Annotated in this window: 17 protein-coding genes and 1 pseudogene; 8 read left to right on the top strand and 10 right to left on the bottom strand. The window is 68.9% G+C overall.

All coding sequences use genetic code 11. From position 1 onward, the window contains the following. Positions 1–46: 46 nt before the first annotated feature. Positions 47–1,933, bottom strand: a complete 1,887-nt coding sequence (locus VF106_RS14420) for an ATP-binding protein (protein WP_330840181.1) — start codon at positions 1,931–1,933, stop codon at positions 47–49. A 124-nt stretch (positions 1,934–2,057) separates the two neighbouring features. Continuing rightward, the gene (locus VF106_RS14415) at positions 2,058–3,161 is read right to left on the bottom strand and encodes a J domain-containing protein (RefSeq protein ID WP_330840180.1); all 1,104 of its coding nucleotides are present in this window, start codon (positions 3,159–3,161) and stop codon (positions 2,058–2,060) included. Positions 3,162–3,267: 106 nt separating this feature from the next. On the opposite strand from VF106_RS14415, the gene VF106_RS14410 reads away from it, so the two are divergent. Further along, complete coding sequence (locus VF106_RS14410) at positions 3,268–3,636, top strand: DUF427 domain-containing protein (protein WP_330840179.1); 369 nt, start codon at positions 3,268–3,270, stop codon at positions 3,634–3,636. Positions 3,637–3,701: 65 nt separating this feature from the next. Beyond that, positions 3,702–4,343 (top strand): DUF4230 domain-containing protein, encoded by a 642-nt coding sequence (locus tag VF106_RS14405; RefSeq protein ID WP_330840178.1) that lies wholly within the window; start codon positions 3,702–3,704, stop codon positions 4,341–4,343. A 156-nt stretch (positions 4,344–4,499) separates the two neighbouring features. Here VF106_RS14405 and VF106_RS14400 read toward each other — a convergent pair whose 3' ends face one another. After that, on the bottom strand, positions 4,500–5,732 hold the full coding sequence (locus VF106_RS14400) for a YncE family protein (RefSeq protein WP_330840189.1): 1,233 nt from the start codon (positions 5,730–5,732) through the stop codon (positions 4,500–4,502). Between the two features lie 358 nt (positions 5,733–6,090). Between VF106_RS14400 and VF106_RS14395 the strand changes: the two genes are divergently transcribed. Continuing rightward, positions 6,091–6,297, top strand: coding sequence for a hypothetical protein (locus tag VF106_RS14395; RefSeq protein WP_330840190.1), 207 nt, complete (start codon positions 6,091–6,093; stop codon positions 6,295–6,297). Here VF106_RS14395 and VF106_RS14390 read toward each other — a convergent pair. Then, positions 6,267–6,413, bottom strand: a pseudogene (locus tag VF106_RS14390) (GtrA family protein); the annotation flags it as partial. The gene VF106_RS14395 and the pseudogene VF106_RS14390 sit on opposite strands and share 31 nt — an antisense overlap. A 469-nt stretch (positions 6,414–6,882) precedes the next feature. Here VF106_RS14390 and VF106_RS14385 point away from each other — a divergent pair. The 4 genes from VF106_RS14385 to VF106_RS14370 all read left to right on the top strand — a co-directional run bounded on the left by VF106_RS14385 (position 6,883) and on the right by VF106_RS14370 (position 10,562). Continuing rightward, positions 6,883–8,070, top strand: a complete 1,188-nt coding sequence (locus VF106_RS14385) for a PucR family transcriptional regulator (protein WP_330840177.1) — start codon at positions 6,883–6,885, stop codon at positions 8,068–8,070. A 61-nt stretch (positions 8,071–8,131) separates the two neighbouring features. Further along, entirely contained in the window at positions 8,132–8,938 is an 807-nt protein-coding gene (locus VF106_RS14380) for a helix-turn-helix transcriptional regulator (RefSeq protein WP_330840176.1), read from the top strand. 65 nt (positions 8,939–9,003) lie between these two features. Further along, positions 9,004–9,846 carry an oxidoreductase gene (locus VF106_RS14375; RefSeq protein ID WP_330840175.1) on the top strand — a complete coding sequence of 281 codons (843 nt, stop codon included), beginning with the start codon at positions 9,004–9,006 and terminating at the stop codon, positions 9,844–9,846. Continuing rightward, a complete protein-coding gene (locus VF106_RS14370) occupies positions 9,843–10,562 on the top strand; it encodes an SDR family oxidoreductase (protein ID WP_330840174.1) in 720 nt (239 codons plus the stop codon). The genes VF106_RS14375 and VF106_RS14370 overlap by 4 nt, the downstream gene beginning before the upstream one ends. Positions 10,563–10,566: 4 nt before the next feature. On the opposite strand, the gene VF106_RS14365 is transcribed toward VF106_RS14370, so the two are convergent. Genes VF106_RS14365 through VF106_RS14340 form a run of 6 tightly spaced genes read right to left on the bottom strand, consistent with a single transcriptional unit; the run spans position 10,567 to position 16,025 of the window. Further along, positions 10,567–10,926: a hypothetical protein gene (locus VF106_RS14365; RefSeq protein WP_330840173.1), complete on the bottom strand. Its 360-nt coding sequence runs from the start codon at positions 10,924–10,926 to the stop codon at positions 10,567–10,569. After that, a complete protein-coding gene (locus VF106_RS14360; protein ID WP_330840172.1) occupies positions 10,923–11,375 on the bottom strand; it encodes a MaoC family dehydratase in 453 nt (150 codons plus the stop codon). Before VF106_RS14360 ends, VF106_RS14365 begins: the two co-directional genes overlap by 4 nt. After that, a complete protein-coding gene (locus VF106_RS14355) occupies positions 11,372–12,862 on the bottom strand; it encodes an acyl-CoA synthetase (RefSeq protein WP_330840171.1) in 1,491 nt (496 codons plus the stop codon). Before VF106_RS14355 ends, VF106_RS14360 begins: the two co-directional genes overlap by 4 nt. Next, complete coding sequence (locus VF106_RS14350; protein WP_330840188.1) at positions 12,855–13,730, bottom strand: amidohydrolase family protein; 876 nt, start codon at positions 13,728–13,730, stop codon at positions 12,855–12,857. Before VF106_RS14350 ends, VF106_RS14355 begins: the two co-directional genes overlap by 8 nt. 8 nt (positions 13,731–13,738) lie before the next feature. Next, positions 13,739–14,647, bottom strand: a complete 909-nt coding sequence (locus VF106_RS14345; protein WP_330840170.1) for an SDR family oxidoreductase — start codon at positions 14,645–14,647, stop codon at positions 13,739–13,741. Between the two features lie 13 nt (positions 14,648–14,660). After that, the gene (locus VF106_RS14340; RefSeq protein ID WP_330840169.1) at positions 14,661–16,025 is read right to left on the bottom strand and encodes an alpha/beta hydrolase family protein; all 1,365 of its coding nucleotides are present in this window, start codon (positions 16,023–16,025) and stop codon (positions 14,661–14,663) included. A gap of 94 nt (positions 16,026–16,119) precedes the next feature. Here VF106_RS14340 and VF106_RS14335 point away from each other — a divergent pair, with 94 nt between their 5' ends. After that, positions 16,120–16,926, top strand: coding sequence for a PaaX family transcriptional regulator (locus tag VF106_RS14335; protein ID WP_330840168.1), 807 nt, complete (start codon positions 16,120–16,122; stop codon positions 16,924–16,926). The last annotated feature ends 15 nt before the right edge of the window (positions 16,927–16,941 follow it).

Below are 16,941 nucleotides of genomic sequence, written 5' to 3'. Positions count from 1 at the left end.
CTGTGTGTGTCGGGTACCGCCTCAACCAGCCTGCGCAGCAGCCAGTTCAGGTCGTCGGCCATTGGTCTCCTCTGCTAGTCGCTTCCCGGTTCTGCTCGGCGAGCCAGTTGTCCCGGCCCGCCTGGACGGTTTTCATCAGGTTGGGGTTGTGCCCTGTCACTGGTCTTGTCACCGCAGGCGGTTCGAGCAGTTCCTCACGGAGGTGGGTGCCGCGCCGCTGAGGCAGCGGTGGCGGCTGGTTCTCTTGCTCCTCCACGATTTCCTCGGTGATCCCACCGGTTCCGCCGGTACGCAGGTCGTCGTAGGAACGGCCGGGCGTGCGCACCGGTAAGTCGGTTCTGCTGTCGGGTTCTGCCCGGTGTCGGCGACCGGACTGCGGGGTCTGTGCGGCCCTGCTCGGCACCGACGCCGGCGGGATCGGCATCGGTGCCGGCACCTGGATCGGCCCGGACTGTTCCTGCTGCTCAACGGAAAGTCGAGCCGGCTCAGCGGCACGTGGTTGCGGTGAGGGCGCCGCCCGCGTGGGAACCGGCGGTGGCGCGGGCACCTGGATCGGCCCGGACTGCTCCGCGGTCGGAGCCTGCCTGTTGACGGCCGGCAGGGGACCGGACTGCTCCGCGGACGGCATCTGCCTACCAGGCACCGGAATCGGACCGGAGCGCTCCGACCGGTTGGCCGGCTCCGGGCGCGGAACCGGCCGCTCCAGCGTCGCCGTCCGCGCGGCGGGCGGCTCCCCGTTGCCCGCCGACTCCAGTGCCGGGGACGAGTCCGCCTGCCGCTTGGGCAGTGCCGACTGTCGTTGTTGTGTCACAGCCTGGTGCTGTGACTCGCGCTCCGGTTCACTCAGCAGCTGCGGCGGGATGACGACGGCCGCGGCGATGCCACCGAAGATGTTCGACTGCAGCCGCACCTTGATGTCGTGCCGCCGCGCCAGCTCCCGCACCACGGCGAGGCCGATTCGGCCGTCCTCCAGCAGTTCCGACAGATCGATGCGGGTCGAGCCGTCAAGCAGGCTGTTGATCCGCTCCAGGTCCTCGTAGCTCATGCCGAGCCCGCGGTCCTGCACCTCGATCGCGAGACCCGCGGTCACCTGGTGCGCGCGCACCTCGACCTTCGGCCCGTCCGGTGAGGTGAAGCGGGTCGCGTTCTCCAGCAACTCCGCCAGGAGGTGGATGATCTCGGCGACGGCGTGACCGTGGATCTCCACGTCCTCGACCGGCACGATCGCGATCTGCCGGTAGTGCTCGGCTTCCGAGACCGCGGCGAGCAGCACCGCGTACACGCTGACCGGCCTGTTCGACCGGCGTTGCGGTGCCTCACCGCCCAGTACCGCGAGGTTCTCCCCCTGCCGGCGAGCGAGCGTGAAGAGGTGGTCGATCTCGTACAGGCCGTCGAGGAGCTCCGGGTCCTCGTTCTCCTGCTCCAGCTCGTCGATCCGTTTGATGGCACGGTTGATGAGGGACTGCAGGCGCCGTGCCAGCTTGACGAACACCTCGCGCCGTTGGCCGGGGTCGTCGGTGATCGTGACCTGCTGCTCGCTCGGCCGGGGCCACAGGGGCGCGGGCGGAGGCTCCGAGGGTCGTGCGACGCGGACCGGTTCCCGTACTGGCGGGGGAATCGGGCGCGCCGCGACGACGGGCGCCGGTCTGCGGATCAACGGTGTGAGCTGACGAGTTGCCGACATGGCCGCGAAAAACGCGAGCAGCACCGCGACCACGCAGCCCGCGACGACGGTCGCCGAGACGCCCACCGAACCGGACTCGCCGGTCGCCGCTATCAGCACACCGGCGCCGCCGCCGAGCGTGACCGCGGCCAGCAGGGACAAACCGATGTGCAGAAGTCTTGTCTGGAGACGTTCGATACCGTCGGCATACTCGTTCCGGACGTCGTGCTCCACCCGAAAACCCGAGGGTGGGGTAGGCGTTTCAGACATCGAGTCCTTCCGGTGTAGTGAGGACGGCAGGGTGAACGGCGTCACCGTCCGGATGGCGGGGTGATGCTACCGCAAACGTCGTAATGCATATTGCGGCCGATCGGGCGAAGTTGATCTTCGCTGTTCAGGTCGTCGTGACCTGGCGCAGGAGCGTGCGGAAGACCTGTCGGTCCACAGTGGACGGATCGGTGGCCAGCCACGCGCCGATCTCCGCCACGAACCGCTCCGGTGTGTGAGCGACGCCGTCGCCGACGGTGATCTCCCCTGCTCGGCTCGGGTAGACGAGCAGCGCACCGCGCAGTTCGACGTCCGGCAACAGTGCGCGGTAGTAGGCGAGTCGTTCCGGCAGTCGCACCACGCCACCACGGAAGCGACGCCCGTTGCGCAGGATCTCGCCGGCGTCGTCGACCTCGTAATGCCCGGGTAGCCACAGTTTCGACTCGATGAGCACGAGTCGGTGCCCGCACAGCACGGCATGGTCGAGGTCGGCGAACACCGATCCTTCCTCCGCGGCGAGGCCGTGACAGATCCGCACGCCGGGAATCCGGGTGAGGTACAGGGAGAGCAGTTCGGCGGTCAATCGTTCGGCGACTTCGTCAGGTTCGGTGCCCGGCCGACCGAATACCAGGCGGTCGCCGAACTCGGCGGTGAACTCCCGGTCGATCCGTTGCGCGGCAACGTGCCTGCGTCCGGTCTCGACCGCCGCCGCGCCCCCGGCCAGCAAAGCCATGATCACGAGCCACCCCGGTGCGCCGACGAGTGCGAGCAGGAGCACGAGCACGGCGACGCCGCCGGCCACGCCGAGCGCGACCGCCTGGGAGGGACCGGTTCTGGGCGCGAGCACGACCCGGCGCACTTTCCGCACGTCGTGCCACCACGGCATCGTCTCCGGTTCGAGCACGGGAAGGGCCGGCTCGTACGACTCGTCCTCGCGGAACCGCCGTGACCGGTTTTGCCGGTGCTGCCATGTGGTTTCGGTTCGATCCGTCTCGATGTCGGGCGTGTCGGGCCCGTCGTCGAGTGAGTCGTCGCTGTCGTACTCCGCGCGCTGTTCGGGGTCCGCGAGGGTCTCGTAGGCCTCGCGAAGTAGCCGGAACGCTCCGGCAGTGCCGCCGGCGTCCGGGTGCATGGCCTTCGCGAGCGCGCGGTAGGCGGATCTGATCTCGTCCTGTGACGCGTCCCTTGCCACGCCGAGCAGTTCGTAGTAGTCGATCCCGCGCACCGACACCGCCGTTCGTCTCGAGCCGTGCGGGAACAGGTTAGGACGTGTGGCGGGAACAACGCGCGTCGGCCGCGACTTGACATGTTCAGGACCGTCGACGAGAGGTGAGCTGATGGCACGCGAGATCAGGACCCCCGGCCCCGACCACCCGATCGCGGTGGAGAAGAACCCGGCGCGCGTGGTCGTGCGGGTCGGTGACCAGGTCGTCGCCGACACGACGGCGGCGCTCGCGCTGCGGGAGGCGAACTATCCGGCGGTGCAGTACATCCCGCTCGCCGATGTCAACCCGGCATTCCTGAAGGATTCGGACACCACCACGTACTGTCCGTACAAGGGTGACGCTTCGTACTACACGCTGGTCACGGCCGGCGGTGAGTTGGTCGACGCGATCTGGACCTACCGCGAGCCGTACCCCGCGGTCGCCGAGATCGCCGATCACGTGGCGTTCTACCCGGACAAGGTGGAGACAACGGAGATCTAGAGCAGGTTCAAAGGCATGGCCGCGCGGGTAACCCCGATCCGGGGGGTTGGCTGTGGGAGGTGGTCATGTCCGACCGGACGCTCAGTCCACTGTGGAGGATCGGCCGTGTGGTCGCCGTCGTGCTCGTGGTGGTGGTCGCGCTGATGTGGCTGGTCAGCAAGGTCCCGAACCTGAATCCGTTCGCTTCGGAGACACAGGACCGCAGCCAGCCGGCGCTGCTGCAGTCGGTGCGCGACCTGAGCCAGTACCACGCGGCGGAGGGTGACTTCCAGGTCATCGTCGACCTGGAGCACGACATCGCGTGGGTGCCCGACATCGTGGCCGGCAGCCGCACGCTGTTCGTCGCGCGGGGCAGCGTCAGCGCGTACGTCGACCTGGAGACGCTGTCGGACAAGGCATTGACCGTCGACACGGAGAAGAAGACCGTGCAGGTTCGCCTCCCCGCGGCGAAGCTGGCGAAGCCGAACATCGACCAGGAACACACGTACGTGTACTCGCAGGACCGTGGGGTGTTCGACCGCGTCCAGTCGCTGTTCGAGGCACCTGACCAGCGCGAGTTCTATGTGCTGGCGGAGAAGAAGATCGGTGACGCCGCCCGTGACGCCGCCCTGACCAAACGCGCGGAACGCAACACCCGCCAGATGCTGACGGGCCTGTTCACGTCGCTGGGCTACACGGCGGAGTTCCCGTCGGGCGACGACACCTGAGCCTCGGCGAGGTCACGCGGTCCGTCCCCGGAGGCCACGGGGACGGACCGCGCTTTTTCCGTTGTGCTCCTTGGGTTTCCACGATCGAGTGAACCTCCGTCGGTCACATGGACGCCCACCCGGTTCCGCGTAAGATGGAACACATGTTCGAGAAGGTTATCCAGTCGCTCCAGTCCAGTTCGCCGGGATGTGGCCCAGCCGCACCCGTTGTGGATGGTCGCCCACCGGCACCGAGGCGATCTTGGCGCCGGTCGCGAAGTCGATGGAGGTCACGCGGTCCGCACCGCTCTCCGATATGACGCATGCCCTGCCGTCCCCCGACACCGTCGCCCAGTACGGCTTGGACGCCGGCACGAGCGGCCCTTCCCGCAGGGACGCCCGGTCCACCACGGTCGCGTAGTCGTCCATCGTGCCGGCCACGCACAGCTTGGTGCCCGCTGGGTTGATGGACAGTCCATGGTGGCGTGAGTCGTTGATCCACGTCGTGCGGTCCTCGCTCGTCGCGGGGTTCTTCGGCAGGGTCTTGTCCCGCGTGATGCGGTCCGTCGCCACGTCGTACTCCAGGAATCCGTTGTAGAACGACACCTGGAAGTACAGCTTCGACTCGTCCGGCGAGAACACGGCCGGTCGCACCGCGTCCGACAGGTCGCTGCGACCGAACGCGTCGAGGCGTTGGCGCATGTCGACGACCCGGACCTGCTGGAACGTGGTCGCGTTGGCGATCGTGATGCGGCGGTCGCCCTTCGTCCAGTCCCAGAACGGGTCGTCCAGAGCGGTGTTGACCTCACCGATGGAGGAGTTCCAGATGTACTGACCACCACTCGTGAAGACGTTCTCGTGCGGCTTGTCGCCGGTGCGGAACGAGCCAGTCTGCCGGCCGGTGTTGATGTCGAGTACGTGCACGGTGTTCGACGTCGACGCGGACACGGCGACCCGGGTGCCGTTCGGCGAGACGGCCATGTGATCGGCGCGGTAGCCGGACACCGCGAAGCGCCAGTTCACACCGCCGTCTGCGAGGTCGATCGACACGACATCGGCGAAGCTGGGCCGGGACACGACGACCGCGGTGCCGTCCGGGGTGGTGTACATGTCGTCGACGAACTGGTCGTGACCCTCGCCGACGGACTCCCGGATGCCGAGGAAGTAGGCGAGCTTGATGGGATCGAGGTAGATCTCGCGCAGTCGCTCGTCCTTGTCCGGGATGACATTGACGCGGCCGATCCGCGTGAGATCCGGGGTCGAGGCCACGACGTCGGCGGTGCCCTCCCAGTTGTTGCCGACGAGGAGCACCTGCCGCAGCGCGACAGGGGCTGCCGACGAGGAGACAGGTGTCAATGCCGCGACCGTGACGGCGGCAAGAAGCACTGAAACGAGAGGACGCCACGCCATTGGGAGCCTCCGAGCAGGGGTGTTACCGTTCAGTAGCTTCCAGCAAACCAGCGCGTCGCGCGACGGCGGTAGGCGCTGACCACCAACACGCACCGCAGCGGTTGTGACTCGTGCACAAGGAAGTACCCGATGACGCGGACCGAAGAAGCGCCGCCGGATCGCCCCGATCCTCACGGCATCCGACCCGCCCGAGACCACCCCAACACTGGTTGCCCCATCACCGGCCACTCCGGCCGATCCAAGGACTTTCAACCCGAGGCACACCGATGTCTCGGTGCCCCTGTGGGCGTTGAACGTCCCGAGGGTGCCCTTCAGGGCATCCGGGGCTGGTCTGACCTGCGAAGCCGGTGTCCCATGCGTGCCCTTCGAGACGCTCACCCCAGATCCACCGATGATCATGCTGCCTCTGCGCGGTTCTGTCGATCCGGCGGGCGAAGCCCGCTTCGCGGGCGGTATCCGTGCGCTGATGGACGCCTTCCTCACGCCCACGGTGAGGAAGGCGTCCATCACCACATCGCCCGGGAAGCCCGCCTCCTCCAGGTTGAGCCAGTACCGCGAGATGTAGAACGGCAGCGGGTTCAGTGTCACGCCGATGCCGCTGAACAGGAAGAACAGTGCCGCCTCGTGGTGTCGCTCCCGGCTGCCGCGGGTTCGGAAGGGCCACTCCCGGTTGAGCACGTACGGTGCCGCGAACGGCGTCTTTGTGCCGCCGGCGCTGTCCCGAAAGACGCTTTCAGGTCGTTGAACGTCATCAGCGCGTCGTTCAAGACATCGGCGATGTCCCGAACGCGTCTTTCGAGACCCAGCGGATGCGCGCCAGGCGCGCAGCGCCCGGTGCCAGTGAAGCGTCTGACCAGGCCCACAACTCTCTTGAAAGGTGCGGCACCCCGACATCGAGTCCCCCCGCAGGGTGCGTCGCGACACGTGCCTTTCGGGTCATGTGATCGATCTGAGGGCTGCCAGTCTGGGGGAAGTAGATGGTGCCGTCGTGTAGGTGGCTGGAGGTGGTGTCGGTGGATTGCGAGCAAGGTTCGGTGTCCGTCGGGTGGGGGGCGCTTTCTGTCGTTGGTGGCGCGTGTCGGGTGGTCGGGCGGCTGCCGTTTTGCCGTGTGGGTGAGGTTCCACGCCATGCCCATCGCGCAGGTGAGTCATGACTCGGGACACGCCTGGTCGCCATGGCGCGGAGGGTGCCACGCACGAGGCAGCTCACGTGCTCGGTGGGCTTCTCCGCACGTTGGCCGGCGACGCGAACCTCGTCGACGAGGTGGTGGAAGCGGCGCGGGCCGCTTCGCCTGAGGTGGCTCGGTTGCCTGAGGCGGAGAACCGCCGGCACATCGCGGTGGTGGTCGCGGCCGCCATCGCGCAGATCGAGCACGCGGTGGGGCCCGGGGACACCGGTGCTTCCGAGGGCCTGGACAAGGAGGTGTACGCCGCGGCGGAGGCGTTGGGGGCGGACCGTGCGATGCAGGGCATTCCCATCGAGGCATTGCTGAGAGGGGTACACGCGGGCCGCACCCGTGCGGTGGACATCGCGGTCACTCGTGGTCGGGCCGAGGGTATTTCGGCTGACGCGATCCTTGACGCGTTGGTCTGGTTCAACCGGTACGCGGGCGCGCTGGAACGGCACGTGATCAGCGGTCACCGGCGGGCGGAACTGGAGCTGTCCCGCACCGCCCGCGACGCTCACACCCACGTGCTGCGTCGACTCCTGCACGGCGCGGACGACCTGACCGACGACGAGATCACCCGAGCGGGCCTACGACCGGACGGCCAGTACTGCTGTGTCCTGTCCGACGTCAGCGACCCCGTGCGAGCGCGCGCCCTGGAGCAGCGACTGGCGGTCCTCGGCGGGGTGTACGGCCTGGTCGAAGGCCGATTAGCGGGCCTGTCACCCCGCGTGCCGACCGAGCCCACCGACGCGCTGGTCGTCGTCGCGCCCTCGGCTTCGTTACGTGAGGTTCGAACCCGGTACGACCTGTGCCTCACCGCGATCCGCGCGGCCGGCAACCGGCGCGGGGTGCATCACCTCACCGACCTCGCGGGCGAGACCGCGCTCGCCGCGCAACCCGTGCTCGCCGCCCTGCTGACCACGGAGTATCTCGGCTCGCTGGACCCCGCCGACCACTTCCACCGCCAACTGGTCAGCACCGCCCTCACCTACCTTGACCACAGCCAACGCGTGGACCAGACCGCGGAAGCACTCCATGTGCACCCCAACACGGTTCGGTACCGCCTGGGCAAGCTCACGGAACTGACCGGAGCCGGCCCGACCCCGACCACCGTGCTGGACACCCTCCGCTGGTGGTGGGCGCTACGGACATGGCTGCGGCCCGGGTGAGCCTGGGGGTGGGTGTGGCACGGCCACCATCCCGGCCCACATCGGAACTAGCCTCGGACACATGGACAACGCGATCGGTCAGTTCCTCCGGGCCCGGCGCGAGCAGGTGCGGCCCGAGGACGTCGACCTCGCTGCCGGCGGTCGGCGTCGCGTGCCCGGGTTGCGCCGCACGGAGGTCGCGCTGCTGGCCGACGTGAGCACCGACTACTACGTGCGGCTCGAGCAGGGTCGCGAACGGCACCCGTCGCCGCAGGTGGTCGCCGCTCTCGCGCGTGCGTTGGATCTCGACGAGGAGGCCACCGCCTACCTGCACGAACTGGCGCGGCCCCGGCCCGTGCGGCGACGGCGGCGTACCGAGGTCAGTGCCACGCTCGTCGGGATGATGACGGCCTGGACCGGCACACCCGCGGTCGTCCTCGGCCGCTGCCTGGACGTCCTGGCACACAACCAGCTCGGTGACGCCTTGTTCGCCGGGCACACCTACAGCGACGACCTCGTCCGGCTGGTGTTCCTCGACCCGGACGCCCGCGACTTCTACCCCGACTGGGAACGGGTCGCCGTCAACACCGTCGGTGGACTACGAACCGCGGCCGGCGCCGACCAGGACGATCCGCAACTGATCGAGACCGTTGGCGAGCTGTCGGTCAAGAGCGCCGACTTCCGGCGGCTGTGGGCGCGCCACGACATCAAACAGAAAACCCACGAGACCAAGCGTTTCCGGCATCCGCTCGTCGGTGAACTGACCCTGACCTACGAGGCGCTGACCGTGAACAGCGCGCCCGACCAGCAACTGGTCGTGTACCAGGCTGAGCCGGACAGCCCCTCCGCGGAAGCGTTGTCCCTGCTGGGCAGCCTCACCGCCCAGTAAATCCGCACAAGAAAAAGCGCCCACGACAAGGCGCTTGTTCAGGCATGCCCAAAAGGAGGCACAGCATGACCCCCGTCTGGTTCGTCACGGGCTGTTCGACCGGGCTCGGCCGCGCGCTCGTGACAGCGGTTCTCGACCGTGGCTGGCGAGCCGTGGTCACCGCTCGGAAACCCGACCAGCTCGCGGACATCGTCGAAGGTCGTGAAGACCGCGCCCTTGCGTTACCTCTCGACGTCACCGACCCCGCACAGATCACCGAGGCGGTCGCCACGGCCCAGGACACGTTCGGGCGCATCGACGTCCTCGTCAACAACGCCGGCTACGGCTACCTCGCCGCCGTCGAGGAAGGGGAGGACGCCGAGGTCCGGGCGCTGTTCGACACCAACGTCCACGGGCTCGTCGCCGTCACGAAGGCCGTCCTGCCCGGCATGCGGGCCCGGCGTGCCGGGCACATCGTGAACGTCTCGTCCCTCGGTGGGCTGGCCGCGTTCGGTGCGACCGGGTACTACCACGCGACGAAGTTCGCCGTGGAGGGCATTTCCGAGTCGCTGGCCGCCGAGATCGCGCCACTCGGCGTCCGCGTGACGATCGTCGAGCCCGCCGCGTTCCGCACGAACTGGTCCGGGCCCTCCATGCGCCAGTCCACCACGGTGATCGACGACTACGCGGACACCGCCGGTGCCCGCCGCGCCGGCACCCTCGCCACCTACGGGCACCAGCCAGGTGACCCGGCCCGGGCCGCGGAGGCCGTGATCACCGCGGTCGGCGCCGACGAGCCGCCGCTGCGTCTGCTGCTCGGCACGACGGCCTACGAGATCGCCACGGCCCGTCTCGACTCCCTCCGCGCCACGTTCGACACGTGGCGCGACCTCACCCTCAACACCGACTACCCAGAGGAAACAGCATGAAGATCGTTCTCATCACCGGCGCCAGCAGCGGCATCGGGCAGGCCACCGCGTCGCGGCTCGCGCGGGAAGGACACCACGTGGTCATCGGGGCGCGGCGGGAGGACCGGCTGACCGAGGTCGCGGACAAGATCCGCGCCGACGGCGGCAGCGTCGACACCTGCCGGCTCGACGTCACCGACCGGGCGGACGTCGCCGCCTTTGTGGACGGTGCGGTCGAGCGGCACGGACGCGTCGACGTCATCGTCAACAACGCGGGCGTCATGCCGCTGTCGCGTTTGGACTCACTACTGGTCGACGAGTGGGACCGGATGATCGACGTGAACGTGCGTGGGCTGTTGCACGGGATCGCCGCCGCGCTGCCGCACTTCCAGCGTGCCGGGGCCGGACATTTCGTGACGGTCGCGTCGATCGGCGCGCACGGGGTCGTGCCGACCGCCTCCGTGTACTGCGCGACGAAGTACGCGGCATGGGCCATCACCGAAGGGCTGCGGCAGGAGGCGGATCCCAGCATCCGCGTCACGACCATCTCGCCGGGTGTGGTCGAGTCGGAACTGGCCGGCACGATCACCGAGGCCGGCGCCAAGGAGATGATGCGCACCTACCGGGCGGCGGCCATCCCGGCGGACGCCGTCGCAGGCGCCATCTCCTACGCGCTGGCGCAGTCGTCCGATGTGGACGTGAACGAGATCGTGGTCCGGCCGGCCCGTCAGCGCTGACGGGTCACCAGACGACGACCCCGCCGCCGACCTCCTTGGCGCGATGGGCCGCCTGCTCGATGTTCGCGAGCCGGAAGTCGATGGACTCGGGCCGTACCATCGCTCTCGCCGCGACCTCCGCCAGGTTGGCGCGCAACAGTGCGCACTCCTCGAGGAAGGCCGGTACCTCGTCGGGCTGGACGTCGAGGTTGTCGCCGTCGAGCCGCGGGAAGAACCGTGCGCCCAGCGCACGCACCGCCGGGGAGCCCCAGACGGTGGTACGCCATTTCTCGAAGCCGGCCAGGTCGGAGTGTCCTTTGGGAACGTCGAGCACGGTCGGCTTGCCGTCCTCGCCGATGACGAACACGTCCACGCTGAGGGTCACGCGTAATAACGATACAAGGCCTGTGCCGCCACGGCGGGTTTCCCGCTGCCTTCCAGTTCCATCGTGAAGTCCACGGTCAGCTGGACGCTCTTCTCGTTCAGCTCGTCCACCGTTGCCACGTGGGCGGTGAGGCGCACCTTGCCGCCCACGGGCACCGGCGCCGGGAAGCGCAGGCGGTCGAGGCCGTAGTTGACGGCCATGGCGATGTCGTCGATCTCCAGCAAGTCTGTCCATAGTGGAATGATCAGGGACAGTGTCAGGTAGCCGTGGGCGATGGTCCCGCGAAACGGGCCCGTGGCGGCACGTTCGGGGTCCGTGTGGATCCACTGGTGGTCGCCGGTCGCGTCGGCGAACGTGTTCACCTGGTCCTGGGTGATCTCGAACCACTCCGTGGGTCCCAACGTGGTGCCGGCCAGCTCCCGCAGCCCGGCGATCCCAGCCACCTTCATGTGTTCTCTCCGTAGGTCGTGCGCAATGCGCTCTTCAACAGCTTTCCCGACGCGGTGCGTGGCAGCGTGTCCGCGAACACCACCGACTTCGGGATCTTGTAGCGGGCAATCCGTCCGTCCAGGAACGCCAGCAGATCCTCCTGGGCAACGGTTTCCCGCGCGACCACGATCGCCCGGCCCACCTCGCCCCACTTCTCGTCCAACACGCCGATCACCGCGCAGTCCCGCACCGCCGGGTGCTGGAGCAGCACGTCCTCCACCTCGGCCGGGTAGATGTTCTCGCCACCCGAGATGATCACGTCCTTGATGCGGTCGCGGATGTGGAGGAAGCCGTCCTCGTCCACGACCGCGACGTCGCCGGTGCGCAGCCAGCCGTCCTTGGACAGCACGGCTGCCGTCGCGTCCGGTTTGCCCCAGTAGCCCGTCATCACGTTGGGGCCGTGCAGGATGACCTCGCCCGGCTCTCCCGTCGGCGCGTCGTTCCCGTCGCGGTCGACGACACGCACGTCGGTGAAGAAGCACGGCGTGCCGGCCGACCCGACGCGGTGACTTTCCTCGGCCCGGAGGAACAACGCACCGGGTGACGACTCGGTCAGCCCGTACCCCTGCAGGAACACGAGCCCGCGTTCCTGGTACGTGGTGATCACCTTCTCCGGCACCGGCGCGCCGCCGCAGATCATCGTGCGCACCGACGACAGGTCCGCCGTCGGCCACTCCGACGTGTTGGCCACGGCCTGGAACATCGCGGGCACCCCGAACAGGTATGTCACGCGGTGCCTGGCGATCGTCGCCAGCGTGCGCACCGGGTCGAACTGGGCGTCCAGCACCACCGTGCCGCCCTTCAACACGGTCGGCAGCACGGTCTGGTTGAGCGCGGCCACGTGGAACATCGGCGCGTTCACCAACGTCACCTCGTCACCCGCGAGGTCCACGTCGATCAGCAGGTTCACCGAGTTCCAGTGGATGTTCGCGTGCGACAGCGCCGCGCCCTTCGGCCGGCCCGTCGTGCCGGACGTGTACATGATCATGGCGACGTCGTCCTGCCCGACCGGCTCGTCCAGGGGATCGGTCGACGCGTCGGCCAGCAGCCGTTCGTAGGTCTCGTGGTCCAGCACGTGCGGCACGCCGTCCCGCAGCGCGTCCGCGTGCGAGGCGTGTGTCGGCGCGTGCACGAGCACTTTCGTGCCGCTGTCCGCGAGGATGTACGCCAGCTCGGGCGGCGCCAGCCGCGTGTTGAGCGGCACGAAGATCGCGCCGACGAGGCCGGCGCCGAACAGCGTCTCCAGGAACGCCGGCTCGTTGGGGCCCAGGTAGGCGACCCGGTCCCCGTTTGACACGCCGAGGCCGGCCAGTGCGTGTGCCGCCCGCGTCGCCCGCTCGTGCAGGTCCCGGTACGTCCACGTCTCGTCCCCGTGCACGACGGCGACCCGGTCCGGCGACATGCGTGCTCGTCTCGCCGTCCACGACCCGATCCCGTTGTTACGCATGGCTTTTGTCCAACCCGAACAGGCGGACGGCGTTGTCCCTGAGGATCATGGGGCGCACCTCCGGCTTGATCTCCAGCGCCTCGAAGTCCTTGAGCCACCGGTCCGGTGTGATGACGGGGAAGTCGGACCCGAACAGCATCTTGTCCTTGAGCAGCGTGTTGGCGTACCGGACGAGCTGCGGCGGGAAGTACTTCGGCGACCAGCCGGACAGGTCGATGTGCACGAGCGGCTTGTGTGTGGCCACCGCCAGTGCCTCGTCCTGCCACGGGAACGACGGGTGCGCGATGATGATCGGCAGGTCGGGGAAGTCCGCGGCCACGTCGTCGAGCGCCATCGGGTTGGCGTACTTGAGCCGGATCCCACCGCCGCCACGCACGCCGGCGCCGATGCCCGTCTGCCCACTGTGGAACAGACCGACGGCGCCATGCTCGGCCAGCACCTCGTACAGCGGGTAGACGAACGAGTCGTTGGGGTGGAACGCCTGGATGCTCGGGTGGAACTTGAACCCGCGCACCCCGTACTGCTCGATCAGCGTGCGTGCCTGCCGTACCGCTGCCTTGCCACGCCACGGGTCCACGCTGCCGAACGGGATGAGCACGTCGGCGTGCTCAGCGCACGCCGCCGCGATCTCCTCGCTCGGGATGGCGGCGTGCCCGGTGGCGCTCTCGGCGTCCACAGTGAACACGACGGCCGCCATCCGCCGCTCCCGGTAGTAGGCGGCGATCTCGTCGACGGTCGCCGTCCGCTGCTGGGTCTTGAAGTACGCGGCCGACCCGCTCATCAGGTGGTCCGGCAACGACTCCCGGCCGTCGGCGCCGACCTCGACGTGGACGTGCACGTCGACGGCGACCAGCTCGTCGGGGTTCATGACCGCGCTCATGCCGGCGGCACCGGCGCCGGGATCCCGACGGTCTGCGGGTTCCTGCCCACTGTGGACTGCCACGACGTCGCGATAGCGTCGGCGCTCCAGCCACCGCCATGGTAGGAGACCGTGGTCTCCTCCGGGTGTGTCCACAGTGAAAGCCGGTCACCGCCGATGCCGATGGCCTGCCCGGTGACGCCATCGGACTCGGCCGAGGCCAGGTACACCACCAGCCCGGCCGCGTCCTCCGGCATGCCGAAGCCCTCGCCGGCGCGCAGCCAGGCCGGCAGTGGGGTGCCGTCCTGTTGGTATGCCTCGATGTGTGGTGCGAACGCCGGCATGGTCGCCGTCATCGCGGTCGCGGCGACCGGGACGACCGCGTTGACCATGATGTTGGCCTTGGCGCACTCCATCGACCATGTGCGTGCCATGGCGACGATGCCGGCCTTGGCCGCGGAGTAGTTCGTCTGCCCGATGTTCCCGCGCTGCCCGGCGGGGGAGCCGACGACGACGATCCGGCCGCCGTCGCCCTGCTCCCGCATGTGCCGGACCGCGGCACGCACACAGGTGAACGTGCCACGCAGGTGCACCTCGATCACGGTGTCGAACTCCTCGTCCGACATCCGCCACAGCATGCGGTCACGCAGCACGCCGGCGTTCGTGACGAGCGCGTCGAGCCGGCCGTACTCGGCGACGGCTCGTTCGACCAACCGCTCGGCCACGGCGGTCGGGCCGACGGCGCCGGGTTCGGCGACCGCCTTGCCGCCGGAGTCGGCGATCCGTGCGACCGCATCGGCAGCGGCGTCCGCGTCGGCGTCGTTCACCACGACGGCCGCACCCGCCGCCGCCAGCGCCGACGCGTACGCGAAGCCGAGGCCCCGGCCCGCGCCGGTCACGATCGCCACTCGTCCAGTCAGATCCACGATGTAACTCCTCTTACTTTGCCAGGTCGAACGGCCGTGGGTAGGGGGCAGGCCGGTAGGCCAGGTACGCGTGCGTCGCACCCGGGTCGAGTCGGGCGGCGGCCGCGTTCAACGCGGTCGGGCCGGTGTCCGGCCAGCGCCCGGTGTCCACGCGCTTCTCCAGCTTCTCGAGCGCGGCCAGCATTTCCCCAGTGGTGAAGGTGCAGTGCCCGCCGCGGTGAACGAAAGCCTGGCGCAGCAACCGGTCGCGGCCGGACGTGTGCACGGCGTCGGCGTACGCGCGCTCGACCTGCACCGGCACGAGCGCGTCGCCGGTGGTGTGGATGGTGAGCAACGGTGTGTCGGGCCGTCCCGTGAACGTCAGGTTGCGGATCACGTACCGCACCGCGGCGGGGTCGGCCGAGATCCGCGGCGCCCGGTTGAGGGTGGCCAGGTCGTCGGCGAGGGACAGGCCCGCGCGGGCGTAGAGTGCCTCGACCTCGGGCCGGATCGACGAGTTGGCGAACAGGCGGGCGTAGTCCACGCCAGTGTTCCACGCCATGTTGCCGCCGGCCCACGTCTCAGCCTCCTGCCGCCACGACAGTCCGACGTAGACGGTGCCGAGCAGTGTCTGGAACTGGTTGCGCTGCGCGGTGTCGTAGTCGTCCGGGGCTGGTTCCGGCGCCGATGCGTCGGTCCAGGCGGGAATGTTGTGCAGTGCGGCGGCGAGCGCGGTTCGTGCCCGGCCCTCCGGGGTGAGCTGGGCCGCGGTGAGCGCCGCGTTCAACTCGCCGGCCGACTGGAGCGCGGTGGCCTGGTCGGGGAGATCGACCAGCGGCGCGGTCGACCCGGGGGCCAACAATGTCTTGATCGCGAACACCGGGTCGAGCGTGTTGTTCCAGTTCGCGATGCCACCGTGTTCCAGCCCGCACATGGCGAGTGCGCCGGCGAACCGGTGCCCGTACCGCTCGGCGAGCCCGGTGGTGATCATGCCGCCCATCGAGGTGCCCCACGCGATGGTCCGGTGGGGCCTGCCGAACCGGGAGACGAACGTGTTCAGTGTGGACATCTGGTCGGGCAGCGCCTGCTCCAGAACCCAGCCGGTGTCCCGGTAGGAGGAGCCGATCAACGCGTAGCCGCGGTCGAGGAGCGCGGTCCGGGTGGCGTCGCTCGGCGCGTTCCGCGCGGGGTTCGGCGCGCCGTCCGGCGTGTAGCCGTGGCTGTAGAGCAGGAGGGTGCCGTTCCAGTCCGTCGGAACGTCCATCACATAGGCCGCGCCGCCGGGCAGCTGTCCCTCCACATGGGTGGGAGGGGCGCTCACCTCGACGGACGCACTCGCGAGCGGAGAGTAGTTGCCGGTCAGGGCCAGGGCTATCAGGGAAACAGCGAGTCGACGCACCGTACCTCCTCGTACGTGCTCGTACGTGCTGGGCAGCCGCTCCAAAGTTAGGCGTTTGACTTGCAGCCGTCAAGAATCTGCCTAACATTGGAGGGTGGCAGACGACTCCCGCACCCAGTCGCTGATGCTCTCGTTCTTCGGCGACTACCTCGCCGACGGTGACCTGTGCGTGTTCTCCGGCAGCGTGATCGACGTGCTTGGCCGGCTCGGCGTGTCCGAGCACGCCACCCGCTCGACCCTCACCCGCATGGTCAACCGCGGCCTGCTCCAGCGCCAGAAGAACGGCCGGCGCATGTACTTCGGGCTCACGCCGCGAACGGTGGAGATCCTCGGGGACGGGCACGCCCGCATCTGGCGCACCGGTGCGGTCAACGACGACTGGGACGGCACGTGGACCCTGCTCGGCTTCTCGCTGCCCGAGTCCTGGCAGCGACAACGCCACGACCTGCGCTCGAAGCTCGTGTGGGCGGGTTTCGGGCCGCTCCAGGGCGGACTGTGGATCGCACCGGGGCACGTTCCGGTCGACGATCTCGTTGCCTCGCTGGGACTTTCGGCCCACGTGCGGGTGTTCCGCGCGACCGTCGACGAGCTGACCGACATCGCCCAGCTGGTCGCGGACGCCTACGACCTCACCACGATCTCCGCCGGCTACCGTGCGTTCCTGGACCGGTGGACGGAGTCACCGCCGTACGAGGACGACCCGCTCGCCGCGCACCTCTCGATCGTCACCGAGTGGCTGCGGGTGATCCGCAAGGACCCGAGGCTTCCGGTGCGCCACCTGCCCGAATACTGGCCGGCGATCCCCGCGCAGAAGGCGTTCCACGACATCGAGGGCCGGCTCGCCAAGCCTGCCGCCGCGCTCGCGACGGAGCTGCTGGACACCGAGCCTTTCATTCAATGAAAACCGTACTTCTCG

It is taken from the genome of Actinophytocola sp. (assembly GCF_036378875.1).
Taxonomy (GTDB): Bacteria; Actinomycetota; Actinomycetes; order Mycobacteriales; family Pseudonocardiaceae; genus Actinophytocola.
This window is presented reverse-complemented; position numbering and strand designations above follow the sequence as displayed.